This is a genomic window from Streptomyces sp. NBC_00989, from assembly GCF_045162655.1.
GTDB lineage: Bacteria > Actinomycetota > Actinomycetes > Streptomycetales > Streptomycetaceae > Streptomyces.
Map to the genome: position 1 here is coordinate 11,483,889 of NZ_CP108728.1, position 23,708 is coordinate 11,507,596.

Sequence of the window (23,708 nt, forward strand, 5' to 3'; positions counted from 1 at the left end):
GAACCGCACGTCAGCGCCGCCGCGCTTCGCCTTCCGGCGAGGTCGGCGGCGCTGTGGTGCTCGCGCGGACCACCAGACAGGTCGGAACCAGGGTCTTGTCGATCATGTCGGGCCCGGTGCGGCCGATCTTGCTCAGCAGCTTCTGAAGGCTGAGCCGGCCGACCGCGGCGAAGTCCTGCCGCACGGTGGTCAGCGGCGGCCAGAAGGCATGGGCCTCCTCCACGTCGTCGAACCCCACCACGCTGACGTCGTCGGGAATCCGGCGGCCGAGTTCGTGCAGGGCACGCATGACACCGAGCGCCATGTGGTCGTTCGCGGCGAAGATCGCCGTTACCTCCGGCCTTCGCCCGAGAGTCAACCCGTGCCGGTATCCGGATCGGGTGGTCCAGTCGCCGTACAGCACTGGGGGCGGGACGATGTCGGCAGACTGCAGGGTGCGCCGCCAGGACTCGACCCGATGGGCCGCGGAGTACGAGGTCTGGGGTCCGGCGATGTGCCATACCTGCCGGTGGCCGAGTTCCAGCAGGTGCTCAGTTGCCTGACGGGCACCCTGCGCCTGATCGGTGTCCACCACGGTGTAACCGGGGCCGGTGTCGGAGTCGACCACCACCATCGGAACCCCCGGCGGGAGGCTGAACTCGGCGTCGTCCAGGAGATGCGCCTCGAAGACGAGGATCACTCCGTCGACGGCCGCCTCGCTGAGCCGGTCGTAGGCACCGGAAACCCTGCCCATGGTCGGGTCCGGCACGGGGATGAGGGTGACGGCGTACTTGGCGCGTGCGGCTTCCTCGGCTATGGCGTCGAGTGTGCGCGTATTTCCGAACGTCCTGAGCGTGAACGTGATGACACCGATCGTGTTGAACCGCCCGCTCTTGAGCGCGCGTGCGGCTCCGTTCGGCCGGTAGCCCAGCGCCTGCATCGACTCCACGACCCGCTGCCTGGTCGCCGGGTCGACGTTGCTGTGGCCGTTGGACACGCGCGAAACCGTCTGCGGCGCGACACCGGCGTGACGGGCGACGTCCGCCATCGACGGCCGGGACCGCCTGGACATGGGCTCGTCCCCAATCGCCATGATCCCTTGTTTCCCTTGTTTCTCGGGCCCTGACAACAGCCTAGTACTCCAGCTGTAGATCGTGATCTTCATGTCTGGGATGCGGCTTGCCGCCGGTAGTGACTGGTGCGTGATCGTGCCTGGTGGCGGCGGCGCCAGTCAGACCGGGCAAGCCGGTGGGCCGCGTCGCGAACGGGCCGGACGACGAGTGCGATGAACAGGCGGCAGATCTCGTTGCAGGACAGTGGGATCAGGTCGTCCGGCGTGGGCCGGTGTGCGTGTTCGTCGGCGCGGACGACGGAAAGGAAGGCGTGGGCCAGCATCGCGAGGGTGACCCAGCGGGTCCACGAGGGGTAGCGGCGGACCTGGTGCTCATCCAGCCCGGCCAGTGCCTTCTCCGTTTGGAAGGTCTCCTCCACCCGCCATCTGGAACCTGCGACCTTGACCAGGGTGGCCAGGGATGCCGGCGCGGTGGAGTGGCAGCGGTAGTAGGCGAGTTCACCAGTGCTGCGGTTGCGGCGGATCAGCAGTTGGTGGCGGCCCCGTGCCGGCTCGGCGAGGTCGATGACGGCTCAGTCGTAGAACCGCTGTCCCTTCGCCCCGCGTCCGGCCGACAGCTTCTGTCAGGCCCGCTTCGGCACCTTCTTCACCAGGGCGTCGGCGCGGAACTTGCCTGTGCCGGTGGGAACTTCGGTCGTGCAGGCCACCGCGAGGACATAACCGATGCCGCGTTCCTCCAGAGCCGTACGGAGTCTTGGGTTTCCGCCGTAGACCTCGCCCCCGGTGACCCAACCGACGTGGTGTCCGGCGTCCAGGAACCGTTCGATCATCGTGCGGGCCAGGTCCGGCTTGGTCGCGAAGACGGTGTCCTCGCCGAGCCCTGCTGCTCGGTCTCGGTCCAGGGTGCACGTCCAGGAGCGCGGGATGTACAGCTCCCGGTCCACCGCCGCGTGCCCGCGCTCGCCGGCGTAGACGAGGTAGACCGCGACCTGGGAGTTCTCGATCCGTCCAGCCGTTCCGGTGTACTGGCGCTGGACCCCGACCGTGTGGGTGCCCTTCTTCACATCGCCGGTCTCGTCGACGACCAGCACCGCTGCCTCGTCGTGGAGGTGCTCGACGACGTATTCGCGCACGTCATCACGGACGCTATCGGCATCCCACACGGCCCGGCACAGCAGATGCTGCATGCCGTGCGGGTTGGCCTCTCCGGCCCACTCCGCGATCGTCCAGCAGTTCTTCCTCGGCAGGTCCGACAGCAGTCCCAGCACCAACCGCCCGGCTCGCAGGCGGGGTTCGACCCGGGCGAACCGGGCAGCGATCCGGCCCATGGCAACCTCGAACGCCTCCCGCCAACGGACGGGATCTGTGCTGTGACCTGCGGCCACCGTCTCATCGTTACTCCACACAAGTCGCGATGATCAACGGTGGCCGCACCCGTCTCCGCACCGGCCCCGACCAGCAAGATCACGATCGACAGCTGGCACTAGGCGGTTTCGAGGAGTCGCTTCCGCAGCAGGGCGGCGCCGGATTCGGCGAGCCAGTCCGCGAGCGTACGCAGTCCGGGGTGGATGATGCGCAGCGCCTCGATGTCGGCGTGCCAGCGTGATCCAGCTGCCCAGCGCTCCCGGACCTGGGCAATCTCGGGGGCTGCAGGCCCCGTATACGCCGAGTCCATGCGCGTGGCTCAGGAGACGCTCGACGCCGAGCTCAGCGGTCGGCCCCACGGACGCAGCAGCGCGCCCGTCAAGACAACCGGCCGACTCATGATGTCGAGATTCGGATAGGCCAGACCGGGGTCCAGCCAAGGTAAAGCCAAACGCCGCAACGGGGATGTCGGAGAGGGACCGTTCCCGGGACACGCCACAGGGGCGCCTGATCTTCATCCAGGGCACGTTGCTACCCCTCCGAGGGGCAATGAGGTCCACGGCGGGTCGTGCGGAGCAGCACGCCTCCCGCACCGGGCAAAGGCCCGAGGCTCTCGGGGAGGCGTGCGTACTCCTCGGGGTGGGGCTCAGCCCACCGCGTTCGCCCGCTCGGCCGCGCTCAGCGACGAGAGGGGTTCGGCGGCAGACTTGGCGTGGACCGGGTTTGCTTGGGTGGCCGCAACCGGGTCCGCGTGGGTGGCGGCAACCGGGTCCGCCTGAGTGGCCGGGACCGGGACCGGGTTCGCGTGAGTGGCCGGGGTCGCGGCGCTGGCGACGCTGACCATCCCCGCGGCGGCCAGAACGGTTCCGGCGGCCACGCTGAACATAGCGCGGCGGTTATGCGAGAACTTGCGGTGCTTCGACAACGGTGTGCCTCTTCCTCGGATCGCCGGACTCCCACCTGTGCGTGGAGCCCTTTCGGGAGAGAGGTACGGAGTCGGGCGGTGGTCAGGTTGCACGGTGCGGCGGGAAAATTCTCCTGCCCGCACCGTGCAACCCCAGAGGGCCACCCCCCGTATGTATGACAGATGGAGTGGTGTGCAAGGGAGAGGCCGGCAAAGAGTGAGGGACACGGCCCGGGAACGAGAGTTCCGGGAATTTGCCGAGGCGCGGCAGGCGCAGCTCCGACGCAGCGCCTACCTGCTCTGCGGTGACTGGCACCAGGCACAGGACCTGACCCAGACGACTTTGATGAAGTTGTACGCGGCCTGGGGACGGGTCAGCCGGGACGGCAATGCGGATGCCTACGCTCGCACCATCCTCACCCGCACTTTCATCGACCAGTGGCGCAAGAGAGGCTGGCGTGAGGAGCCGGTGAGCGAGCCACCCGATCTTCCCTCGGGCGTGTCCGGCGCACCGGAGTTGCGATTGATGATGCAAGAAGCCCTGATGGAGCTGGCGCCCCGCTACCGGGCCGTGTTGGTCCTGCGATTCTGGGAGGACTGGTCCGTTGAGCAGACCGCGCACGCACTGCGGGTGAGTCCGGGAACGGTAAAGAGCCAGAGCGCCCGCGGGCTCGCCCGGCTGCGCGAGATCGTCGAAGGCTTTGACAGTGAAGGGACCAGGAGGTGAAACCGGCCATGAATGAGCACGAGAACGACGCTCTGCACGCCGCCTTCCAGGCAGTCCTCAGCGCCGAGCCGGAGCCTGAGCTACCCAGCGTTATCGACGCGGCTGTCGTCGGCGGCTTCCGGATCCGCCGCCGACGAGTTGCGCTCGCCACAGCCGGCGCACTGATCGTCGTGGCCTCCATGGCCGCCGTGGCCGTCAACCTGTCCTGGCTTGGCGGCGAACGGGCTCCGGTGCCCCTGGCCCCCGCCAGCACCGCCCACCCGACGCCGCACACACCCGAACCCGCTCGCACGGCAGCAGAGCCCCTTCCCTCCGGAGACTGACAGTCGCCGGGGCCGCCCCGGCATCAGGCTGTGGAGTCCAGGTAGATCCACACTGCCTCCGAGTTCCACTTCCGCACGCGACGGGGACCTGGACCAGTGGACCGCCACACCCTCAAGATCATCTCCGTTGCGGCTTCTGGCCTCACCTTGGCTGGACCCCGGGCCGGTGGTCAACGAGGGCTTCCAGCCTGCTTCGGCAGTTCGCCAGTCGGCCTGACACAGGGGTGAAGCTCCTGGTAAATGGGTTTTCGACCAAGAATTCAGTCTCTACCAGAGGCTTCATACGCTCGTTTACCCGTCCGGGCTGGACGTGTCCAGTTTCTGCCCTCCGGTTCCTCTCCGCCCGCCTGCGGGAACACCACCGTGGTCTCGGCACCCGATGGCGGCGCCTGAGCGCAGGTCGGCAGGCCCTGCTCGCACTCGCCCATCTCCGCAACGGTCATCCGTATGTCCGGCTCGCGGCCGGGTTCGGCGTCGGCACCACCACTGCCTACCGCTACGTCACCGAGGCGGTTGAGATCCTGGCCGCCCTCGCCCCGACGCTCGCCGAGGTGGTTCGGGCGGCGTCGATGAAGGCGTTCGTCCTGCTGGACGGGACACTGCTGCCGATCGACTGGGGGCACCTCCCGGCCGAAGGCTGGGGGAGATCGCCGCCGACCGACCCTTCTATTCGGGCAAGCACAAGAAACACGGGATGAACGTGCAGGTGATCGCCGATCCTTCCGGCCGTCTGCTGTGGGCCTCGTCGGCTCTGCCCGGCGCCGTCCACGATATTCGTGCAGCCCGCGAGCACGGCATCGTCGACGCTCTCGCCGAAGCCGGCGTCAACTGCTGGGCCGACAGAGAGGGCCCCGGCAGAGCCTGCCGATCAGTCCTGCGACGCGGCGTCCTCGACGGCCAGCGCGAGACCCTGCGCGAGAGCAAGGACGTTCTCGCGGTAGAAGCCGAGCTGGACATGGAAGGCCTCGTCCGAAGCGAACATGCTGTACGTGGACAGCAGCACCGAGTGCAGGACGTGCAGGTCCTCGGCCGAGAGGACCACCCTTTCCGTACCCTTCAGCGTGGCACTGAGCTGTTCGAGGCGCTCCTTGCCACACCCCGCTCGGACGGTGAGGACGGGTTCGCCCTCCCGCCGGTGGGCGAGCCACGGCAGTACCTCGGCGAGGAGGTCGCGCTGCGCTCCGACGAACCGGACGGAGAAACCCGCTCCGTCCCGCCGCACGAACGGCCTGGCCCTCACGATGTGCACTTCAGCACGTACCGCCCGCTCTGCACGCCGTTGTCGAACTGCACGACCGTGTACTGGAAGGCATGGACGTTGTACAACGTCTTCACGTCAAGGCTCTGGGACTCGATGTCCACGCGCAGCCGGGCACCCGCCTTGAGAGCCCAGCGCTCCAAAAGCTGTCGTGACCGCTGTGCCGCTGGGCCGGGGTTCCGTGAACCGCCCGGTCGGCCTCGCGATCACGGGCTACGATGACTCGAATGCCCGGTCTCCTGCCGAGTGGTCCGACCGGCATCGGGGGAGTGTCTGATGCTCGTTCGCACGTCGACGATCGAATCCGTGCCGCAGGACGAGGTGACGGTATCGACGTATCGCTTCGCCGAACTCGGTCCCATCCATATCGGTGAGGTCGATTTCAGCGGCGAGTTGAGGCTGGAGACCGAGGACATCGGTACGGGTTTCTACGTGCACGTGCCCATCGCGGGGCGTTTCGCGTCACGTCACCGGGGTGTGGACCTGACCGTGAGCCGCCTGGGCTCGGCTCTGTACCGACCGGGTGGCGGCGCCGTTTCCGCCCGTTGGCCTGCCGGGTACCGCGGGCTGTGCGTCCGCATCGACATGCCCGCGGTGGAGACCATGCTGGCCCGGCTGGTCGGCGACCGTACCTCCCGCCGTGTCAGCTTCGACCCGGTGATGAACTACGCCGACGGCTTCGGACGCAACTGGGCCGAACTGCTGGTGTCCGTCAACCGGCAGATCGCGGCTCCGGGCAGTCTGCTGTCGCAGCCGCTGGTGGCCGGGCCCCTGGCGGACAGCATCGTGAACGGATTCCTCCTGGCGGCGACGCACTCCCACCCCGAGGTGCTCGGTGGGCCCGTCACCCGTGCACGGCCCTTGTCGGTCCGCACGGCCATCGACATCATCGAGTCGGACCCGCAGGCGCCGCTGACGCTCTCGCTCCTCGCGGACCGTTGCGGGGTCGGTCCGCGAGCTCTGCAGAAGGCATTCCAGGCGCATCTGGAGATGTCACCGATGGAGTACGTGCGTGACGTCCGGCTGCGTCGGGCGCACGAGGAGCTCCGTGTGGCCGACCCGGCCACGGATTCGGTCGCCGCCGTCGCGCGCCGCTGGGGTTTCGCTCATCTGGGGAGATTCGCCGCCGCGCACGAAGCGAAATTCGGTCAGAAGCCGCTGCATACGCTCCGCGGATAATCCGATTCGCGTCCTGGACATTTTCTTTGCCGACGCACGTCAGGTTGCTAGATTCCGGATCGCCAAGTCCCTCCGGCAACCCCTGGGAATGCAGACATGAGTAACGAACCGCTCGCCGACGTGCGTGACATGTACATGGCCCACGCGATGTTCCGTCGCGAGTTCGGACTCGCCCCGGAACTCATCCGCGGTGTAGCCGACAACGATGTCACCCGCGCCGCCGTCATCGCCGATCACCTGCAGATCGTCGACAACGGCCTCCATCACCACCACAGCGCCGAGGACAAACACCTGTGGCCGCGGCTGCTGGAGCGGAACGCGGCGAATGCCGAGTCCATCGCGCAGCTGATGGAGGAACAGCACGCACACATCGACAGGGTCCTGGACGAGGTGCGCGCCGGGCTGGCGCACTGGCGCGGCACCGCTGACCCCGCGCAGCGCGAAAGCCTCGCCGTGTCGATGGCCCAGCTCTCGGACCTTCTCGAAGAGCACCTCGCGGCGGAGGAGGACCACGCCGTACCGCTTCTCGCCCAGTACATCACCGCTGCCGAGTGGGGACAGATGCTGGCCGACGGCGCGGGGGACGTCGCGCCGGAACAGGCCCCGCTGATCTTCGGCATGATGGCCTACGAGGCGGACCCGGACACCGTCCGCGACATCGTCGCCCAGCTGCCGCCCGAGGTCAGCGGCATCATCGGCAGTCTGGCCACGGAGGCCTACGCTGCCCACGCGGAGCAGGTCTACGGCACTGCCACGCCGGAGCGCGTCGGTGCGCGTGGCGGGGTGAGCCGATGACCACCGGAAAAGTGAGGTTCGGCGCCCTGCTGGAGCCGAGCCCGGACCACCCGCAGGATGTCGTGGAACTGGCCGAACTGATGGAACAGCTCGACTACGACGTCGTCACGCTGTCCGATCACCCGTACTGGCCCGAACGGCTCGACACCCTCGCGCTGTTGACCGCCATGGCCGTCAGGACCGAGCGCATCACGGTTATGTCCAACCTGCTGAACCTTCCGCTGCGTCCGCCTCCGGTGCTTGCCCGCACCGCCGCGACCATCGACATCCTCAGCGGCGGCCGATTCGAACTCGGTCTCGGCACCGGCGCCCAGCAGATGTGGGGGTCCATCGCCGCGGAGGGCGGGCCGGCACGCACCGCCGGGGAGTCCATCGAGGCGCTGGAGGAGGCCACCCAGCTCATCCGCGCGTTGTGGACGTCCAAGACGGATGTCGCCTTCGACGGCAAGCACTACCGGCTGGACAATGCGAAGCCGGGGCCCGAGCCGCGGCACGAGATCGGCATCTGGTTCGGCGCCTACCAGCCGCGGATGCTGCGGGTGGTCGGGACGATTGCCGACGGCTGGATCCCGAGTTCCCCGTTCCTCCCGCCGGGCGCGCTGCCGGACGCCAACCGGATCATCGACGAGGCGGCGCTCGCCGCGGGCCGCTCGCCGCGGGACATCGGCCGCGGTTACAACATCGAGGGCACCTTCGGCACCGGTTCCGGCTTCCTCGAAGGCCCCGCAACGGTGTGGGCCGAGCAGCTTGCCGAACTGGTCCTGAACAAGCAGGCGGACACGTTCTTCCTCTACCGTGCGGCCTCGGCCGACTTCCTCCGCCAGTTCGCGGCAGAGGTCGCGCCCGCGGTCCGCGAACTCGTCGCCGTCGCCTGATCGCTCTGTATGTGGAGCGCAGGCCGGGCAGTCGCGCAGCCTGCGTTTCAGGTTCCTCATCGTTTCGAATCCCGGCCAACTGGCCGGCGTCTTCAGCGTGTTGCTGAAGGAGAGGGCCGACAACCTCCTGCCGCCACTGCCCCATGACCGAGTCCAGCCGGGGCAGGATCGCGGTGCAGCCGGTCACTGGGCGGAGATCTTGTGGACGGTGGTGTCGTCGGATTCAGCCGACGCCCGTCCGCAGACAGCACTTCCAGTGTGCCCCCGAGTGGGGGGAGGCAACTCGGGGGCACGGTGCGGGGCGGGATCGACCGACCGCGATGCTCCTCTCAGGCGTGGGCAGCCTCCTGCATCGGTGTCGCCCAGTCGTCTTCGCTCTGCTCCGCCGATGGAGTCCCACAGACGCCGTTGGACGCGGGAGAGGGCTTGGAGGCCTCCGGTGGGGGCGAGTGCCCACGCTGGGTGGGTGGGCGGCGGCATCCTCCGCCTGCTCGCAGGTGTGGCCGTGTGCGATCAGCCACAGCATCCACGGCGCGGAGCCGATCCAGGCGCCACCGCGACCTGCCCACTCACCCCGGACGAAGCAGCGAATCGAACATCAGGTCTCATACCGCCCTCTGACGCTCTGGCCTGCAAAGTCGCCAAGGCCGCCGTCGGCGCCCACCAGGCCACCCTCCGTGAATATCGTGACCGGCCGAGCGACAGTGGCGAGGACTGACAACACCGCGGCTCGATGAGCGACCCGCCCGGAGGGCCCAGTCCGAGCGAGGCCGTCAACTGTGCCGGTGACGGATCCGCTGGGGGGTACTGAGCGTGACTCGTTGGCGGGCGAGCGGCGGCGTACCGTCAATCGCATGAGTGATGGCAAGCAGGTCAGCCCCGGGGTGCGGGAAGAGATCCGCGCGTTCCTGGCGACCCGCCGCGCACGGTTGACCCCCGAGCAGGCGGGTCTCACGGTGTTCGGCGGCGATCGGCGGGTCAAGGGTCTGCGCCGCGAGGAAGTCGCGGCACTGGCCGGCATCAGTGTCGAGTACTACATACGCCTTGAGCGCGGCGACGCCACCGGTGTCTCCGAATCGGTCCTCGACGGCATCCATCACGCGTTGCAGCTGACCGATGCCGAGCGGGCGCACCTGAGTGACCTGCTCGACGCGAGGCGCTCCCGTCGACCCGCGCCGCCCACCGCACGGCCGCGGCTGCGGCCGCCGGTTCAGCGCATCCTCGACTCGATGACCACCACCGCGGCGCTCGTGTTCACCGGCTGCCTCGACATCATCGGCGCCAACGCGCTCGGCCGAGCGCTCTACCAACCGATGTACGCCGCCCCGGGTCGGCCGGTCAACACCGCCCGCTTCGCGTTCCTCGACCCGGCGGCCCGTACCTTTTGGCGCGACTGGGACAGAATCGCCGATGACTCTGCCGAACTGCTGCGCGCCGAAGCCGGCCGGACGCCTCACGACCCGAAGCTCACGACCCTGATCGGAGAGCTGTCGACGCGTAGCGAAGACTTCCGGGTCCGCTGGGCTCGCCATGACGTGCGCTCGTACGCCACTGGCGTCAAACGCGTCCACTATCCGGTCGTCGGCGACTTCGATCTCGCATACGAATCGACCCGGCTGGCCGACCCCGGTCAGATACTGATCATGTACACCCCCGAGCCGGACACCCCGTCGGAGGACGCGCTGCGGATGCTCGCCAGTTGGGCGGCGTCGAAGCCGGGCGCGGATCACCCACACCCGGCGGGCGACCCGCACGCCACCGGGCCCGAACCCGGATAACCGTCCAGCCAGAGCAACTGTTCGTCCGCGGCCCGTCTTCGGACGGCTACTCGACGTACCCGAAAACAGCCGACCGCCTCTCCGGGCGGACGACCCGACCGCAGCGTCTCCCGCTCGGACATCTCGCGGACTTCGCACGCGGCGGGTGCACCGCGACTCCCACCATCCGCGCCGTTCCAGCCTGCCCGCACACACCGAGGCCGCGTCACCCGACCGGCAGTTCCGAAGCATTCCGGACTCTTTCCCAGCCGCCGCTCCGTACAAGGAGATTCCCATGAGCACCGTCCAGAACCAGACCCCCTTCGACCGGCCGATGTTCTTCGTCGGCGGCGATTGGATCGGCCCCAGCACCGATGAGCGTCATGTGGCCTTGGAGGCCGCCACCGAGGAACCCATCGGCATCGCCGCGATGGCCGGCCCCGCCGACATCGACGCCGCCGTCGCCGCCGCCCGCGCCGCCCTCGACAGCGGGCCCTGGGGCCGCAGCACCGCGGCTGAGCGGGCCGAGGCCATGCGCCGTTTCGCCGACGCATGGGACAAGCGAGCAGACCTCGCGACCACGCTCGTGAGCCGGGAGAACGGCATGCCCATCGGCCTGTCACGGCAGACCAACGGGCTCGGCCCTTCCGGGCATCTACGGCGCAACGCCGACCTCATCGAGAACTTTCCCCTGGAGGCGCCCCGCCCCAGCATGCGGGGGGCCACCATCGTCCGCCGTGAACCTGTCGGTGTCGTCGCGGCGATCACCCCCTGGAACTTCCCGCTCGGACTGGCGCTGAGCAAGCTCGCCCCGGCCCTCGCGGCCGGCTGCACCGTGGTGCTCAAGCCGTCGCCGGAAACCGCGCTCGACAGCTATCTGCTGGCGGACGCCGCCATCGAGGCCGGCCTGCCCGCGGGTGTGCTCAACATCGTGCTCGCCGACCGGGAGGCCGGCGCCTACCTTGTGAGCCATCCCGGCGTCGACAAGGTCGCCTTCACCGGCTCCACCGCGGCCGGTCGAGCGATCGGCGCCGAGTGCGGGCGCCTGATCCGCCGCTGCACCCTCGAACTCGGCGGCAAGTCCGCCTCGATCGTGCTCGACGACGCCGACCTCGACACGTTCGTCGCCGGTCTGGACGGCGCCTCCTTCATGAACAACGGCCAGACCTGCACCCTCCAGTCCCGGATCCTCGCACCGCGCTCGCGCTACGACGAGATCGTCGAGGCCGTGGCCGACTTCGCCTCCGGCCTCGTCGTCGGCGACCCGCTCGACCCGGCGACGACCTGCGGCCCGATGGCCAGCAAAGCGCACCAGGAGCGGGTGCTCAGTTACATCGAGGCGGCCCGCGCTTCGTCGGCCCGGCTCATCACTGGCGGTGGGCGTCCTGCGGGCCACAACCGCGGCTGGTTCGTCGAACCGACGGTCTTCGCCGACGTGGACAACTCCGACAGGCTCGCCCGCGAGGAGGTGTTCGGACCGGTCCTCGCCATCATCGCGTACGACGACGAGGCCGACGCCGTACGGATCGCCAACGACTCCGACTACGGGCTGGCCGGGTCCGTCTGGACCCAGGACGAGGCACGCGGCATCGACGTGGCCCGGCGGATGCGCACGGGCACGATCGGCGTCAACTACTACGCGATCGACTTCAACTCCCCGTTCGGCGGCCTGAAGGCGAGCGGCATCGGCCGCGAGTACGGTCCCGAGGGGCTCAGTAGCTACCTGGACCACAAGTCCATCTACACCAGCGCCGACCATCTGCCCGCCTGACACCGCCCCTTGTGGCGGCCGCCATCCGACCCGAGGTCGGCGACCGCCACATAGCCGGGTTCAACGGTGATCGGGCGACAGCGGCCTGATGCGCACAAGGGAGCGGGCAAGAACGCCCGGTTCGGCGACACCGGCGTTGGCCGCACGCTTATAGCGGCGGCGGCTTCAGGAGAGACGTTGTGCTGCACCACGCAGGCATGGGCGCGGCCCGACGCGACGACTCCGGAGGGTGCGGCGGACCTGGTCAGTTCTGCACGTAGACAGACTGATTCAGATAGCGCTCCTGTTCCAGATTGTCGAGCATGAAGTCGGCGAGATCGGCTCGGGAGATCCTGCCGAGGATGGATCGGCCTCGGTAATCCCCTTGCCGGTAGGCGCCGGTGGCGGGGCCGAAGGTGAGGGTGGGCGGCTGGACGATCGTGTACGTGAGACCGGAAGCGCGAACCAGCGCATCCTGCCGTTCCTTCGCCGAAAAGCCGGAACGGGCGAGGAGGCGGACTGCGCCCACCACGCCTCGCATCGCAGGGGTGAGTCGGCGTCGGCTGATCACGCTGGTACCGAATCCGGTGAGCACCTCAACGCGTTGTACGCCGGTGTTGCGCATCGCGGCGAGTATGGCGCGGGTACCTGTGTCGCAGACGGCGTCGCCGAGGCTGATGATCACCGCTTGAGCTCCGGCGAGGGCCTTCTCCAGGGCCGGCACGCAGTCGAGTTCGGCGATCGCGACCGTCAGATTCGAATGAGAGAGCGTGATGTGGGAGGCGTCGCGGGTGACGGCGATGACCTCGTGCCCCCTCCGCAGTGCTTCGGGAATGAGCACGGAGCCGACACTGCCGCTGGCGCCGAAGACGGTCATTCTCATGGCGGTGCCTTTTCCAGGTCCGTGATGCAGGTGTGACACTGCCGAGATGCCGACCGACGACCGGGACGATCCCGGCAGTGTCCATGGGTGCCGGCCGGGATCATCGGTCGCGCCGGTACGGCTCGCTGTGTCAGGAGGCGGAGGGCAGGCTGGTGATGCCGAGCTGCAGGAGCATGGCGAGGATGTCCTCGACGAAGGTCGCCTCGGCGATCTTGCCGTCGTGGATGCGATAGATCCCCACGCCGTTCCACTTGGCAGGCTTGTTAGTGGCGGGCATGCCCATGAACGGGCCCGTGTTGACGCCGCTGTTGGTGAACAGCGCGACGACGGTGTCGCCGTCGGTCAGGTACCGCTGCGGCTCCAGGTGCATGCCGGTGAACGCGCCGGCGGCGTTGGCCTCGGCGAACTTCCTGAAGTCCGCCAGGCCGTGATACTCGCCGAGACTGCCCCCGCGCCAGACCATGTCCTCGGTCCAGTACCGCTCCAGGCCGGAGAGATCGCCCCCGTTGAGGACGGTGTCGATGAATCCCCGAACGACGGCGATGTTGTCCTGCGCGCTCATGGTGGTGCTCCTGTGGTCGGTGGATCAGGCGGAGAGACGGGCGTTGAACCAGGAGGAGATGCCCTCGACGACAGCGTGGCCGGTCTTGGGGACCACGTTGTTGAAGCCGTGAACGCCATCGGGCCATACATCGAGGTCGGCGCGGTTGCCGGCGACCTGCTTCGCGAAGAGCGGGGAGAGGGAAGGGGCGCGCAACTGTTCGTCGTCATGGCCGGGGAAGGCGTTGGCAAAGAAGCCGCGGACCCGGTGGCCGGGGAGGACGAGGGCGGTGTGGTCGGCGAAACGCCGGCTGGTGCTGCGGCCTCGATGGCGTATCAGGGCCGGAAAGCGACTCCGGTCAGCCGTTCGCTCTCCGCCCACAGGCGTGCGCCCTGCTGCGGATCGTCCGCGCCGCGGGGGAGCTTGACCGGCTTCGGTGTGCCGGAGGTCTGATCGCGTCCCGAAGGGCCGATGAACTGCCCGCTCACCACGTCGGAGGTGCTGGCGGCGTACAGCGACGGCCACGCGGCGCCCTCGGACGAACCCATGAGCAAGCGCTCGGCAATCGGGGTGAACACCCTGGCCAGGGTGCCGTTGCCGTGCTGCTGAAGGTTGGTCATCGCGGCCCCCGGGTGGACCACCAGCGCCTTGAGCGGCGTGCCGGCGGTGCGCCGGGCGAGTTCGAGGGTGTAGACGATGTTGGCGCGCTTGGATTTGGCGTAGGCACCCATGCCCCGGTAGCTCTTCTCGCTCATCAGGTCCTCGAGCCGCCCCATGGGCCAGCGCGCGGCGATCGCACTGACCGTGACCACCCGAGGGGCTGGGGAGCGGAGAACGGCGGGCCACAGCTGCGCGTCGAACGCGAAGTGGCCGAGATGGTTGGTACCGAAGGTCATCTCGAACCCGTCGCGCGTACTCTGACGGGTCGGCAGGTTCATCACCCCGGCGTTGTTGAACAGCAGGTCGATCGTCTCGGTCTCGGCGATGCGAGAGGCCGCCTCGCGGATCGAGGCGAGGTCCGACAGGTCGACCACCAGCGTGCCGGTCTCGGCCTTCGGCGCCACGGCGAGCACCTGCTGCACCGCTTTGTCGAGGTTGGCCTCACTGCGTCCAGCAAGGATGATCCGCGCGCCACGCGCAGCGAGCACACGTGCGGTCTCCAGCCCGATGCCGCTGTTGCCGCCTGTGACGAGGGCCGTGCGTCCAGCCTGGTCCGTGATTGCATCCGGGGTCCAGTGACTCATCGTGATCATGCTCCCTTACTGAACGATTTTTCAATAGTCATCGTGCGGGTGGAGCGAAGCTTTGTCAAATGAACGTTCATTAATTAAAGTGGGCGGATGCGCACCCGGGATCCCGAAGCCAAGAAGCAGTTGCTCTTCGAAGCCGCGTTGGCGGAGTTCGCCGAGTTCGGCCGGGCGGGAGCGCGGATCGACCGGATGGCCAGACGTGCGGGTATCAGTCCGGGGCTGGTCTACTCGTTCTACGAGGGCAAGGCCGAACTGTTCGACGCGGTCTTCGACCGGATAGTCGACCTGATCGTCGCGTCCGTGCCGATCGACGCAGATCGCCTGCCCGAGTATGCGGGCCACCTGCACGACGCAGGCGCGTCACACCCCGACGTCATGCGGTTTCTCAAGTGGTACGACCTCGAACGCGGCGACTCCTCGCAGCGCACCGCCGTGGCCGCCTCCATGTCCGAGAAAGTCGCGGCGATCACCGAGGCTCAGCGGCGCGGGACGGTGACGACGGCGCGGCCCGCGGCGCACATTCTGGCCCTGGTGCTGACCTTGGCAAACATGTGGCACTTGCCCGGAGAGGACGTGGCGGGCCTGGTGCCCGAACCTGAACGGCGCGCCTTGGTGGCCTCAGCGGTCGCGGCGTTGGTCACGCCCTGATGTGCGACCCGCGCTTTCCATCGGCCGCCAGGTCGGTCGCGCTCGTCCGCGCCTTCCGAGGCGGTGGCCTCGATGACGGTGCGGCCGAACCGGCGGACCCGAGAGGGCGGTATGAGACCTTATATCCGGTTCGCTGCTTCGTCCGGGGCGAGTGGGCGGTCGCGGCGGTGCGGGCACCCCGGCCGCCGCCTGCACGCTCTGCGTGTCGAGCACCACCATGCTCGGGTCCGCCTTCCGGCGCGCCATCTCCCGCGCCTGGCGGCGCAGCAGGTCATGGATGGTGTAGTCGGTGCCGTCGTCGCGCCAGGCGCACGCGGTCCGCGCGCGACCTCGGCGCCATCACCTCAGTTGTGGTCGTGGAGGCCGACGTTGCCGTATGGGGATGGTGCCGATGTCCGTGCAGCCGAGCGCCTGCGGCTTCCCCAGCCCCATCGGCCCTGGTTCACTCTGTGAAACGGCGGTGCGCGGTCGCCGCCGATGGCCCGAACGACACGGACAGCAACTGCTGCCAGGTGCAGTCGTCGTGGCCACAAACGCGGTCGCAGCCAGCACTTCCCGATCAGCGTGCCGGCGCCGTCCGCTGCGCGATCGACCAGAGTCGGTCTTGTCGAAGGCCGCGTTCTGACGCCCATCGACGTCGACCGGCCCCGCAGACTCGCCGCCGTGCGGGAGGCGCGGTTTCTGGCTTGGGCCGACACCGCTCGGTAGCAGACGGCGACGAAGGTGCATTTGTCGAAATCGGACAAGCATCCGCGTGTGCCCGTCTGGCCTCGTCGGCAGCCACGCTTGCAGCCATGTGGTGCCTTGCTGGCCACTTCCGGCAGTTCCACCGGCGGACAGCCGGTGGACAGACGCCTTTGGACCGCGCGTCACGGGGTAGCGCCGACCAACCAGTCGCACGTGCTCTGATCAGGAAAAACATCACTGGACAGCACGACAAGGAACTAGGCAACACGAACGCTCATGGTCTTGTAATGCGTAGGTGTCGTTACCTCGCGTAGGTGCGGGGTCCCTCCACGGGACGGATGGGCTGATGGCCGAGGAAGCGCTCTCCGCACCCGCGGGGATGGTTCCAAGAACCGGGCGGGGCGCCTGCTCAAGGAAGTGCTCTCCCTGGCCGGATGCGCCCTCTCTCAGCCTCGGAACGGGTCCCAGCCCATGGACATCCCAGGACCTTTTCAGGAGCTTTCACGCCTGTCTCAGGGAGCGTCCAGGGATTTTCCGCCGCGTAAGCGGGGAAGGCCCTGACAGCGCTGAAAGACATGAACGCGCTGGTCATGGCCTACTTTTTCGGCACTCGATGATGTTCACCGCAAGCCCGCCCCGAGCCGTCTCCTTGTACTTCACGTTCATGGTGGTCCCGGATGCGATCAGTTCCTTGACCTGCGGATTCGGGGTCAGTTTCTTGATCCATCCGGTCAGCAGGGACTTCTCAGGGACAATCTGCGGTTGGCCCTGTCCCAGCCGCGAATCCATGGCGGCCAGGCCGCGTCGGCCGGCACCGGGCATGAAGTGAGCGTAGTGGTCGAGAGTGATCTTCGGTGAGGAGTGTCCGAGCCACACGGACAGGCTCACCACCGACTCGCCAGCCTCCAACTGCACACTGGCATAGGTGTGCCGCAGGACATGGAACATGTCCTCGCGCGGCGCCACGTAGTTCGGGCTCCGCCGGATCCGGCCGCCGTAGCGATGGACCTTCTCGCCCACCGCCTGGATGAGACCTGCCCCTGCCAGTGCGGGCTTCCAGCTCTTGTCGTTCCACGTCCGGTAGTAGATCCGGTTGCCGTGCAAGGTCGTGAGCACCAACTGCACGGTGATCGGCTTGCGTTGCTTTGTCTCCAGGGCGTTGGCCGGGGGCTCCGGGTTCCGCCACGGCAACGTGCAGGGGGTGGATGGGAAACGTCGGAAGTGGTCGTGTGCTCGGGCGGCGAGGTTGGGAGGCAGCGGTACCGTGCGCGTCTTGCCGCCCTTGGGGAGGCAGGAGTACGGCCGTCCCTTGATGTCCCACCTGAGCTGACGCCGGATGTGTACGACGCCCGCTTCGAAGTCGAAGTCGTCTTCGGCTAGGCCGAAGGCCTCTCCCTGGCGCAGGCCGAGCCCAAGCCCGAGGTCGACTGCGAACCTGTAGCGCTCTTGAAGGTGGGAGCGGACCGCGTCGACGACGGATCGAGCCCAGGCTTTAGCCTTCTTCTCCGTACGCCGTGGCGGCTTGACGCTCCGGTGGACCTTGATGGGGTTCCGCAACAGTCGCTGGTCGTCGACCGCACTGTTGAGGATGGACGAGAAGTGGCCCCAGATCACTTCGGCCGTCGTGTCCTCGACCCGGGCGAGCAGTGCTGCCCTGAACGAGCGCAATGCCGAGGCGTCGATGTCCCGGAGGGAGAGGTCGCCCAAGATCGGAATGATGTGGTTCCAGATCCGGCTGCGCATCGGCCCCGCGGTTGAGGGCTCGTCAGTCCGGCTCGGCCACCAATGAGCTTCTTCGAGTTGGCCACCAATCAGGTGATGGTCCATGAAGCGCAACGGGCGAGGCCCCCGGGCTGTTGATCGAGATGTCTGACGTCTCAACCACGCTGCTCGGGGGCCTCGTTGGTCATCCATCCTGCCGCACTCGACCTGCCCCATGCGCTCGTGGAGCGGGTGACGATGCTCGTCGTCACCCGTGAGGGTGACCGGCGCTGCAAGCTCCGGCCGTCCCAGCGCGCGATGGTGGCACTGGTGTACCTGCGCGAACACACCACTCTGGCGAAGATCGCTGCCGGATTCGGGATCAGCGAGTCCACCGCCAACGCCTACACCAGCACGGTCATCCACCTGCTCGCCGACCGTGCGTCGGGTCTGCTGAAGGCCCTGCGCGAGGCCGATGCGGACTTCGTCCTGCTGGACGGCACGCTCGCCGAGTGCGACCGGGTCGGCGACGCACGGGCCGACTACTCGGCCAAGCACCGCCGGCACGGAGTGAACGTGCAGGTGGTCACCGATCCGGGCGGCAGGCTGCTGTGGATCTCACCCGCGCTGTCGGGCCGATCTCACGACCTGACCGCCGCCCGCACCCACCGGATCATCCGCATCTGCGAGCGCCAGGGCGTGCCCATCCTGGCCGACCTCGCCTACCAGGGCGGCGGCCCCTGGGTGACCACGGGCATCAAACGCAGGCCCCTGCAGGAACTCACCCTCACCGAAAAGACCGCCAACCGGGCCCTGGCCGCGGCACGGGCACCGGTCGAACGCGGCGTCGCACGCCTGAAGTCCTGGCAGATCTTCCGCAGATCCCGGTGCAGTCCAAACCGCATGACGTCAATCGCCAAAGCCATCCTCACCCTGGAGCGGCAACGCTGAAGAAGCTCATTCATCCCGCCCCACCCGAGTTGCGTATCAGCCGCCGTTCAAGAGTGCCAAGACAGGGATGGCCGCCGCCGGGTGTCGGCGACGGCCAACGGCCACCGTCGAACGGACCTGCCCCCTTACTCACGGATGTGCGACCGTCGAGTGCCTCGTCCAGTGTGTCGGTCAGGACGAAGACCTGACTGAGGCCGACGATCCGGATCATCCTGCGGATGCCCGGCTGGGGGCAGACGAGGGTCAGGTGTCCGCCCCGTTCCTCGGCGCGTCGCCGTGCACGGCACAGCAACCCCAGCCCGTAGCAGTCGAGGAACTCGACAGGGTGGAGATCGACCACGACATAGGAATTCGGACGGTCTGTTGTTGCGTCCACCTCGGCGGTGATCAGAAGCACGACGGCTATGTCTATCTCGTCGAACAGTTGGACGACGGTTCGCCTTGCGTCTCGTGGATGTGAATCTGCTGGGCGGAAGAGGTGGGCTCCCGTGGCATCGCTGCGTCTCCGTGGGTTTCGCGAGATGCTCGCCTCGATGGGGAAGCGGGCGACAACGGATGTGCACAGCCACCGGGGGTTCGGGTGACGGCAGGGGCGACTTTAGGCCGACCCACGTCAGGGGCAGGCCGAGTCTCTGAGTCGAAACGCTTCGCCTTGGAGTGGGTTCCCTCTTCAGGGTGTAATTTTGCTTATATTCTTGATAAGGAGCCTAAAGGGTGCAATCGGACCAGGCAGTCACTCCGGAAGGTGTCGGCCGTGAACCGGGGCGCCCGCCGACAGCTTCAGCTCCTCAGCGGCCGACCCCGTTCCGCTACGCTCATGCCGTGACGCGCGACGAGGCACCCGCAGATCATTACAGCGTTGTCGCCGTCGCGTCGTCCGCGGGCGGCATCCAGGCCCTGAGTGCGCTGCTCGGCGCGCTGGGCCCCGACCTGCCCGTTCCGGTGCTGTTGGTCCAGCACCTCGATCCGCGGCACCGGACAGTGCTGGCCGAGGTCCTGGCGCGCCGAACCACGCTTCGGGTCAAGCTCGCCGAGGCGGAGGAGCACGTGCTGCCCGGCACCGTCTACATCGCCCCTCCCGACCGGCACCTCCTCGTCGACTCCGACGGCACCCTGAGCCTGTCCAACTCCGAGCTCGTCCACTTCGTACGCCCTTCCGCCGACCTTCTCTTCGAATCGGTCGCCGGTGCCTACGGGGCGGAGGCGATCGCCTGCGTGCTCACCGGGACTGGCCAGGACGGCGCCATGGGAGTTGACGCCGTCAAGTCACGCGGTGGCATGGTAATTGCCCAGGATCCGCGAACCGCCGAGTTCTCGGGGATGCCGCAGTCGGCGGTGGACACGGGAGCGGTGGACTTCGTGCTACCTCTTGAGGACATCGCCGCGGTCGTACGCGGACTTGTCGAGGCCAAGAGGCAGTGATGGGTGCACCGCAGGACTCCGAAGGCAACGAGGCGCTGGAGGAGCTGCTCGTCTTCATCCGCGAGGCCCGCGGCTTCGACTTCACCGGCTACAAGCGTTCCACACTGTCCCGCCGCATCCACAAGCGGATGACGGACGTCGGTATCCACTCGCACCCGGACTACCGGGATCTCCTGGAGACCAACGCGGATGAATTCGGCGCGCTCTTCAATACGATCCTGATCAACGTCACCTCCTTCTTCCGCGACCCGGAGGCGTGGACCCTTCTCCAGCACGAGGTCGTGCCCGAGTTGCTGACGACTCTCGATCCGGACCAGGAGATCAGGGTGTGGAGCGCGGGCTGCTCCAGCGGCGAGGAGGCGTATTCGCTGGCCACGATGTTCGCGGAGGCACTGGGTATCGAGGAGTGCCTGCGCCGCGTCAAGATCTACGCCACGGACGTCGACGAGGAGGCGCTGCGCGAGGCCCGGTCGGGGCTGTACACGCCGAAGTCGCTGGAAGCGCTTCCCTCGGAGATGCGGGAGAAGTACTTCGAGCAGAACGGCGCGCAGTTCAGCTTCCGCCCGGACCTGCGGCGGCGGGTGATCTTCGGGCGGCACGACATCACCCGTGACGCCCCGATCTCCCGGCTCGACTTGCTCGTGTGCCGGAACGCCCTGATGTACTTCAACGTCGAGGCCCAGACGAAGATCGTCGACCGCTTCCACTTCGCCCTGCGCCCGAGTGGTTTCCTCTTCCTCGGCAAGGCCGAGATGCTGCTGAACGACAGCGAGCGGTTCGAAGTGGTGAACATGCGTCAGCGTGTCTTCCGGCGCCGGGTCGGCAGCAACGGACTGACCTATCATCCGGCCCCCTTGAAGCTCAGGACGGGCACAGGCGCCGAGGGGAACTCGGTTGCGCGCGCTCGGCAGTTGCGCGACCTGGTGCTCGACGCCGGGCCGACCCCGTTGATCTCGCTTGACGGCGACGGAACCGTCGTGGTGATCAACGGTCAGGCCAGGACCCAGCTCGGCCTGACCACCGGTGACATCGGCCGCCCCTTCCAGGATCTGGAGGTCTCCTACCGGCCGGTCGAACTCCGTTCCCTGATCGACCAGTCCACGCACGAACGCCGGACTCTCCGGGTCAACCGGGTCGAGCGCCGGGTGGGCGAGGAGGTCCAGTACTTCGACATCCTCATCCAGCCGATCTCCGGGCCCGGCGCGCTGCACGTTGCCACCGTGATCTCGTTCACCGACGTGACCGTCGCCACGCATCTCAAGTCCGAGGTCAAAAGGGTCCGGGAGGAGTTGGAGACGGCGTACGAGGAACTCCAGTCCACCAACGAGGAGTTGGAGACGACCAACGAAGAACTCCAGTCCAGCGTGGAGGAACTGGAGACGACGAACGAGGAACTCCAGTCCACCAACGAGGAGTTGGAGACCACCAACGAAGAACTCCAGTCCGGCAACGAGGAACTGGAGACGATGAACGAGGAGATGCGCATCCGTACGGACGAACTGGACGAGGCCAGGGCGTTCTTGGAGGCGGTTCTGACGAGCATCGCGGCGGGTGTGGTGGTTCTGGGCGAGGACCTGAAGGTCAAGAGCTGGAACCGGGGCGCCGTCGACCTGTGGGGACTGCGCGCGGACGAGGTGATCGGCGAACCCTTCTTCGAGCTGGACTTCGGGCTGCCCACCCAGATGCTGCGGGCAGTCGTGGAGCGGTGTCTGGAGACCCGTAAACGCTCCGGCCCGGTCGGCGTGGAGGCCACGAGCCGCATCGGCCGGCCCATCACCTGCGACGTGTTCTTCTCCCCGTTCGGCGGGAACCACGGGGGCGTCGTCCTGATGATGGAAGAGAGCCGAAGCGACGACGCCGACTGACCTTGCGGCGTAGCCTCGGACTCATGGACCCGCAGGGGCGTACGGAGGACCCTGGGCTGGCAGCGGTGGCACGGCGACGTGCCGCGCTGGCCCGTGAGCGCGCGGACAGGGCGGAAGCGGCCGCCGAGCGGCATGAACTGCTGGCGAGGAAACCCGGCCGGGAGTTCCACACCCAGATCGCGAGGACGCACCGCCGAACCGCTGAGTGCCATCGCGCCTCGGCCCGCCTCCAGGACGACTTCGCCCTCCGCGCGACAGCCTGGGTTGGAGGGCGGGGTACCCAGCCGCGGTTCATGACGGTGGTCGCCGAGGAGTGCGGTACCGGCAGCGCGGCGGTGACTTTACTCGACACGGAGCAGAACCAGCTCGCGGTCGCCGTGTCCGACCAACTGTCCCGTACGGCTCAGGACCTGGAGTACGTACTCGGTGAAGGTCCGGGCCAGGATGCGGCGGCGGGATACCGTCCGGTGCATGTGTCCGGGCCTGAGATCGCGGCGCGTTGGCCGGGATACGGGCCTTCCCTGGTCTCGCTGGGCATCTCCTCGGTGGCCGCCGTACCGCTGCGCACGCAGGACAGTTGCATCGGGTCACTGACGGTGTTCGACCCGCGGCCCGGGGACGTGCGGCCTGCCCACCTCACCAAGGTGGCCGAGGCCCTCACCCGCATCGTGCTGCTCGACCCCGACGCGGACCCGGACCTCTACGGCGGAACCGATGTCCGAGCCATCGTTCAGCAGGCGACGGGCGTGCTGTCCGCGCGGATCGGCTGCTCCGTCGGCGACGCGCTGGCACTCATCAAGGCCCGGGCTTTCGCCGAGGACATGTCCCCCGACGCCGTCGCCCGGCAGATCGTGCACGGAGACCTGAAACTCACCTGAGGAAGAGGCACGATGACGCCCGAACAGCGCCTGGCCGACGCATTCGTGGCCCTGGCCGGCAGCACGGCGGACAGTTCGTCAGACGTGCCCGGACCCCTGTCCGTCCTGGCCGACCGCGCCCCGGCCCTGCTGGGCACGCGTGCCGCGGCCGTGGTGTTCACCCCCGAGGGCTACGACGCGGCGCGTGTGGTGGGCTCCAACCCTCAGGTGTTCCACTTGGAACACGAGGCCGTCGGATGGCGAGAGGGTCCCGGCCACGACTGCCACCACCTTGGCGCAGGGCCCTGGGCTCAGGCCGCTTTCGATAACAGTCACACCAGGCGGCGGTGGCCGCACTACACCCCACAGGCGCTGAGCCTGGGCTACTCGCACGTCGTGGCCCTCCCTCTGGGCGAGCACACCCGAACGAGCGGAGCGAGCGGTGCGCTCATCCTGCTGTCCTGCGCAGGGCGTACCTTCTCCCCGGAGGCGCTGGTTCTCGGCAGGTCACTTGCGGACTTCACCGCCGTCATCCTGGAGAGTGCCCGCGAGGTCGACCGGAGCCGGACACTCGCCGCCCAACTGGAACAGGCACTGGCCAGCCGCGTCGTCATCGAACAGGCCAAGGGCGTACTCGCTACCCGCCGGAAGGTGACCCCGGACGAAGCCTTCGACCTTCTGCGCAAACATGCCCGATCACGTCAGCGACCGCTGAGGGAAGTGGCCCGTGAGGTGATCGAAGGACATGCGGATCCCGAGCTGACCGATCCCGCGTCGTGACGCATCGCGGTTGCGGTCGCCGACCTGCTCCGGTCCGTCCGCAAGTGCTCCGCAGGCTTCTGGCGTCGCTCACGGAATCAAAGGGCTCTGGTCCGGTGAGCGGCATCTCTCATTAATAGTGGCGCATGCTGAGGGGCCA

Annotated in this window: 24 protein-coding genes and 3 pseudogenes; 14 read left to right on the forward strand and 13 right to left on the reverse strand. The window is 67.9% G+C overall.

Annotated elements, in window-relative coordinates; all coding sequences use genetic code 11:
* Nucleotides 1-10: 10 nt before the first annotated feature.
* From OG714_RS51880 to OG714_RS51895, 4 genes and pseudogenes are all read right to left on the reverse strand, one after another.
* Nucleotides 11-1,051, reverse strand: a complete 1,041-nt coding sequence (locus OG714_RS51880; protein ID WP_406131455.1) for a LacI family DNA-binding transcriptional regulator — start codon at nt 1,049-1,051, stop codon at nt 11-13.
* An 89-nt stretch (nt 1,052-1,140) separates the two neighbouring features.
* Nucleotides 1,141-2,379 (reverse strand): annotated as a pseudogene (locus OG714_RS51885) (IS701 family transposase).
* Nucleotides 2,380-2,534: 155 nt separating this feature from the next.
* Nucleotides 2,535-2,726, reverse strand: a complete 192-nt coding sequence (locus OG714_RS51890) for a hypothetical protein (protein WP_406132252.1) — start codon at nt 2,724-2,726, stop codon at nt 2,535-2,537.
* A gap of 336 nt (nt 2,727-3,062) precedes the next feature.
* Nucleotides 3,063-3,302, reverse strand: coding sequence for a hypothetical protein (locus tag OG714_RS51895; RefSeq protein ID WP_406131456.1), 240 nt, complete (start codon nt 3,300-3,302; stop codon nt 3,063-3,065).
* A 235-nt stretch (nt 3,303-3,537) separates the two neighbouring features.
* Between OG714_RS51895 and OG714_RS51900 the strand changes: the two genes are divergently transcribed.
* From OG714_RS51900 to OG714_RS51910, 3 genes and pseudogenes are all read left to right on the forward strand, one after another.
* Nucleotides 3,538-4,047: a SigE family RNA polymerase sigma factor gene (locus OG714_RS51900; protein ID WP_180362331.1), complete on the forward strand. Its 510-nt coding sequence runs from the start codon at nt 3,538-3,540 to the stop codon at nt 4,045-4,047.
* A gap of 8 nt (nt 4,048-4,055) precedes the next feature.
* Nucleotides 4,056-4,370, forward strand: coding sequence for a hypothetical protein (locus OG714_RS51905; protein WP_406131457.1), 315 nt, complete (start codon nt 4,056-4,058; stop codon nt 4,368-4,370).
* A gap of 304 nt (nt 4,371-4,674) precedes the next feature.
* Nucleotides 4,675-5,214: pseudogene (locus OG714_RS51910) on the forward strand (transposase family protein); the annotation flags it as partial.
* Nucleotides 5,215-5,238: 24 nt separating this feature from the next.
* On the opposite strand, the gene OG714_RS51915 reads toward OG714_RS51910, so the two are convergent.
* Together OG714_RS51915 and OG714_RS51920 are read right to left on the reverse strand one after the other, a co-directional pair.
* Nucleotides 5,239-5,610: a hypothetical protein gene (locus OG714_RS51915; protein ID WP_406131458.1), complete on the reverse strand. Its 372-nt coding sequence runs from the start codon at nt 5,608-5,610 to the stop codon at nt 5,239-5,241.
* Complete coding sequence (locus OG714_RS51920; RefSeq protein WP_406131459.1) at nt 5,607-5,732, reverse strand: hypothetical protein; 126 nt, start codon at nt 5,730-5,732, stop codon at nt 5,607-5,609. Before OG714_RS51920 ends, OG714_RS51915 begins: the two co-directional genes overlap by 4 nt.
* A 172-nt stretch (nt 5,733-5,904) precedes the next feature.
* Here OG714_RS51920 and OG714_RS51925 point away from each other — a divergent pair, with 172 nt between their 5' ends.
* The 5 genes from OG714_RS51925 to OG714_RS51945 all read left to right on the forward strand — a co-directional run bounded on the left by OG714_RS51925 (nt 5,905) and on the right by OG714_RS51945 (nt 12,005).
* The gene (locus OG714_RS51925; protein ID WP_406131460.1) at nt 5,905-6,807 is read left to right on the forward strand and encodes an AraC family transcriptional regulator; all 903 of its coding nucleotides are present in this window, start codon (nt 5,905-5,907) and stop codon (nt 6,805-6,807) included.
* 96 nt (nt 6,808-6,903) lie between these two features.
* The gene (locus OG714_RS51930; RefSeq protein ID WP_406131461.1) at nt 6,904-7,602 is read left to right on the forward strand and encodes a hemerythrin domain-containing protein; all 699 of its coding nucleotides are present in this window, start codon (nt 6,904-6,906) and stop codon (nt 7,600-7,602) included.
* The gene (locus OG714_RS51935; RefSeq protein ID WP_406131462.1) at nt 7,599-8,477 is read left to right on the forward strand and encodes an LLM class flavin-dependent oxidoreductase; all 879 of its coding nucleotides are present in this window, start codon (nt 7,599-7,601) and stop codon (nt 8,475-8,477) included. The genes OG714_RS51930 and OG714_RS51935 overlap by 4 nt, the downstream gene beginning before the upstream one ends.
* Before the next feature lie 854 nt (nt 8,478-9,331).
* Nucleotides 9,332-10,255, forward strand: a complete 924-nt coding sequence (locus tag OG714_RS51940) for a helix-turn-helix domain-containing protein (RefSeq protein ID WP_406131463.1) — start codon at nt 9,332-9,334, stop codon at nt 10,253-10,255.
* A gap of 274 nt (nt 10,256-10,529) precedes the next feature.
* Nucleotides 10,530-12,005: an aldehyde dehydrogenase gene (locus OG714_RS51945; RefSeq protein ID WP_406131464.1), complete on the forward strand. Its 1,476-nt coding sequence runs from the start codon at nt 10,530-10,532 to the stop codon at nt 12,003-12,005.
* A 244-nt stretch (nt 12,006-12,249) separates the two neighbouring features.
* On the opposite strand, the gene OG714_RS51950 is transcribed toward OG714_RS51945, so the two are convergent.
* The 4 genes from OG714_RS51950 to OG714_RS51965 form a co-directional block, all read right to left on the reverse strand.
* Entirely contained in the window at nt 12,250-12,861 is a 612-nt protein-coding gene (locus OG714_RS51950) for an NAD(P)-dependent oxidoreductase (protein ID WP_406131465.1), read from the reverse strand.
* A gap of 136 nt (nt 12,862-12,997) precedes the next feature.
* The gene (locus OG714_RS51955; protein ID WP_406131466.1) at nt 12,998-13,429 is read right to left on the reverse strand and encodes an ester cyclase; all 432 of its coding nucleotides are present in this window, start codon (nt 13,427-13,429) and stop codon (nt 12,998-13,000) included.
* A gap of 24 nt (nt 13,430-13,453) precedes the next feature.
* Entirely contained in the window at nt 13,454-13,624 is a 171-nt protein-coding gene (locus OG714_RS51960; RefSeq protein WP_406131467.1) for a hypothetical protein, read from the reverse strand.
* Nucleotides 13,625-13,743: 119 nt separating this feature from the next.
* Nucleotides 13,744-14,661: an oxidoreductase gene (locus OG714_RS51965; RefSeq protein WP_406131468.1), complete on the reverse strand. Its 918-nt coding sequence runs from the start codon at nt 14,659-14,661 to the stop codon at nt 13,744-13,746.
* An 87-nt stretch (nt 14,662-14,748) separates the two neighbouring features.
* Between OG714_RS51965 and OG714_RS51970 the strand changes: the two genes are divergently transcribed.
* Complete coding sequence (locus tag OG714_RS51970) at nt 14,749-15,306, forward strand: TetR family transcriptional regulator (protein ID WP_406131469.1); 558 nt, start codon at nt 14,749-14,751, stop codon at nt 15,304-15,306.
* Between the two features lie 168 nt (nt 15,307-15,474).
* Here the strand turns inward: OG714_RS51970 and OG714_RS51975 are convergent.
* Together OG714_RS51975 and OG714_RS51980 are read right to left on the reverse strand one after the other, a co-directional pair.
* Nucleotides 15,475-15,615 (reverse strand): annotated as a pseudogene (locus OG714_RS51975) (IS5/IS1182 family transposase); the annotation flags it as partial.
* Nucleotides 15,616-16,581: 966 nt separating this feature from the next.
* On the reverse strand, nt 16,582-17,820 hold the full coding sequence (locus OG714_RS51980; RefSeq protein ID WP_406131470.1) for an integrase: 1,239 nt from the start codon (nt 17,818-17,820) through the stop codon (nt 16,582-16,584).
* Between the two features lie 75 nt (nt 17,821-17,895).
* Here OG714_RS51980 and OG714_RS51985 point away from each other — a divergent pair, with 75 nt between their 5' ends.
* Nucleotides 17,896-18,645 carry a transposase family protein gene (locus OG714_RS51985; protein ID WP_406131471.1) on the forward strand — a complete coding sequence of 250 codons (750 nt, stop codon included), beginning with the start codon at nt 17,896-17,898 and terminating at the stop codon, nt 18,643-18,645.
* A gap of 10 nt (nt 18,646-18,655) precedes the next feature.
* Here the strand turns inward: OG714_RS51985 and OG714_RS51990 are convergent, their stop codons facing one another.
* Entirely contained in the window at nt 18,656-19,042 is a 387-nt protein-coding gene (locus tag OG714_RS51990) for an STAS domain-containing protein (RefSeq protein WP_406131472.1), read from the reverse strand.
* A gap of 425 nt (nt 19,043-19,467) precedes the next feature.
* On the opposite strand from OG714_RS51990, the gene OG714_RS51995 reads away from it, so the two are divergent.
* Genes OG714_RS51995 through OG714_RS52010 form a run of 4 tightly spaced genes read left to right on the forward strand, consistent with a single transcriptional unit; the run spans nt 19,468 to nt 23,569 of the window.
* A complete protein-coding gene (locus OG714_RS51995; protein ID WP_406131473.1) occupies nt 19,468-20,067 on the forward strand; it encodes a chemotaxis protein CheB in 600 nt (199 codons plus the stop codon).
* Nucleotides 20,067-21,932 carry a CheR family methyltransferase gene (locus OG714_RS52000; RefSeq protein WP_406131474.1) on the forward strand — a complete coding sequence of 622 codons (1,866 nt, stop codon included), beginning with the start codon at nt 20,067-20,069 and terminating at the stop codon, nt 21,930-21,932. Before OG714_RS51995 ends, OG714_RS52000 begins: the two co-directional genes overlap by 1 nt.
* Before the next feature lie 23 nt (nt 21,933-21,955).
* Nucleotides 21,956-22,810, forward strand: coding sequence for a GAF and ANTAR domain-containing protein (locus OG714_RS52005; protein WP_406131475.1), 855 nt, complete (start codon nt 21,956-21,958; stop codon nt 22,808-22,810).
* Between the two features lie 12 nt (nt 22,811-22,822).
* Nucleotides 22,823-23,569 carry an ANTAR domain-containing response regulator gene (locus tag OG714_RS52010; protein ID WP_406131476.1) on the forward strand — a complete coding sequence of 249 codons (747 nt, stop codon included), beginning with the start codon at nt 22,823-22,825 and terminating at the stop codon, nt 23,567-23,569.
* The last annotated feature ends 139 nt before the right edge of the window (nt 23,570-23,708 follow it).

Bases quoted from the DNA above. Each gene is read 5' to 3' on its own strand.
- OG714_RS51880 (WP_406131455.1), bottom strand. From the start codon at position 1,051: ATGTCCAGGCGGTCCCGGCCGTCGATGGCGGACGTCGCCCGTCACGCC.
- OG714_RS51890 (WP_406132252.1), bottom strand. From the start codon at position 2,726: ATGGACTCGGCGTATACGGGGCCTGCAGCCCCCGAGATTGCCCAGGTC.
- OG714_RS51895 (WP_406131456.1), bottom strand. From the start codon at position 3,302: ATGTTCAGCGTGGCCGCCGGAACCGTTCTGGCCGCCGCGGGGATGGTC.
- OG714_RS51905 (WP_406131457.1), top strand. From the start codon at position 4,056: ATGAATGAGCACGAGAACGACGCTCTGCACGCCGCCTTCCAGGCAGTC.
- OG714_RS51925 (WP_406131460.1), top strand. From the start codon at position 5,905: ATGCTCGTTCGCACGTCGACGATCGAATCCGTGCCGCAGGACGAGGTG.
- OG714_RS51930 (WP_406131461.1), top strand. From the start codon at position 6,904: ATGAGTAACGAACCGCTCGCCGACGTGCGTGACATGTACATGGCCCAC.
- OG714_RS51935 (WP_406131462.1), top strand. From the start codon at position 7,599: ATGACCACCGGAAAAGTGAGGTTCGGCGCCCTGCTGGAGCCGAGCCCG.
- OG714_RS51940 (WP_406131463.1), top strand. From the start codon at position 9,332: ATGAGTGATGGCAAGCAGGTCAGCCCCGGGGTGCGGGAAGAGATCCGC.
- OG714_RS51945 (WP_406131464.1), top strand. From the start codon at position 10,530: ATGAGCACCGTCCAGAACCAGACCCCCTTCGACCGGCCGATGTTCTTC.
- OG714_RS51950 (WP_406131465.1), bottom strand. From the start codon at position 12,861: ATGACCGTCTTCGGCGCCAGCGGCAGTGTCGGCTCCGTGCTCATTCCC.
- OG714_RS51955 (WP_406131466.1), bottom strand. From the start codon at position 13,429: ATGAGCGCGCAGGACAACATCGCCGTCGTTCGGGGATTCATCGACACC.
- OG714_RS51965 (WP_406131468.1), bottom strand. From the start codon at position 14,661: ATGATCACGATGAGTCACTGGACCCCGGATGCAATCACGGACCAGGCT.
- OG714_RS51970 (WP_406131469.1), top strand. From the start codon at position 14,749: ATGCGCACCCGGGATCCCGAAGCCAAGAAGCAGTTGCTCTTCGAAGCC.
- OG714_RS51980 (WP_406131470.1), bottom strand. From the start codon at position 17,820: ATGGACCATCACCTGATTGGTGGCCAACTCGAAGAAGCTCATTGGTGG.
- OG714_RS52000 (WP_406131474.1), top strand. From the start codon at position 20,067: ATGGGTGCACCGCAGGACTCCGAAGGCAACGAGGCGCTGGAGGAGCTG.
- OG714_RS52005 (WP_406131475.1), top strand. From the start codon at position 21,956: ATGGACCCGCAGGGGCGTACGGAGGACCCTGGGCTGGCAGCGGTGGCA.
- OG714_RS52010 (WP_406131476.1), top strand. From the start codon at position 22,823: ATGACGCCCGAACAGCGCCTGGCCGACGCATTCGTGGCCCTGGCCGGC.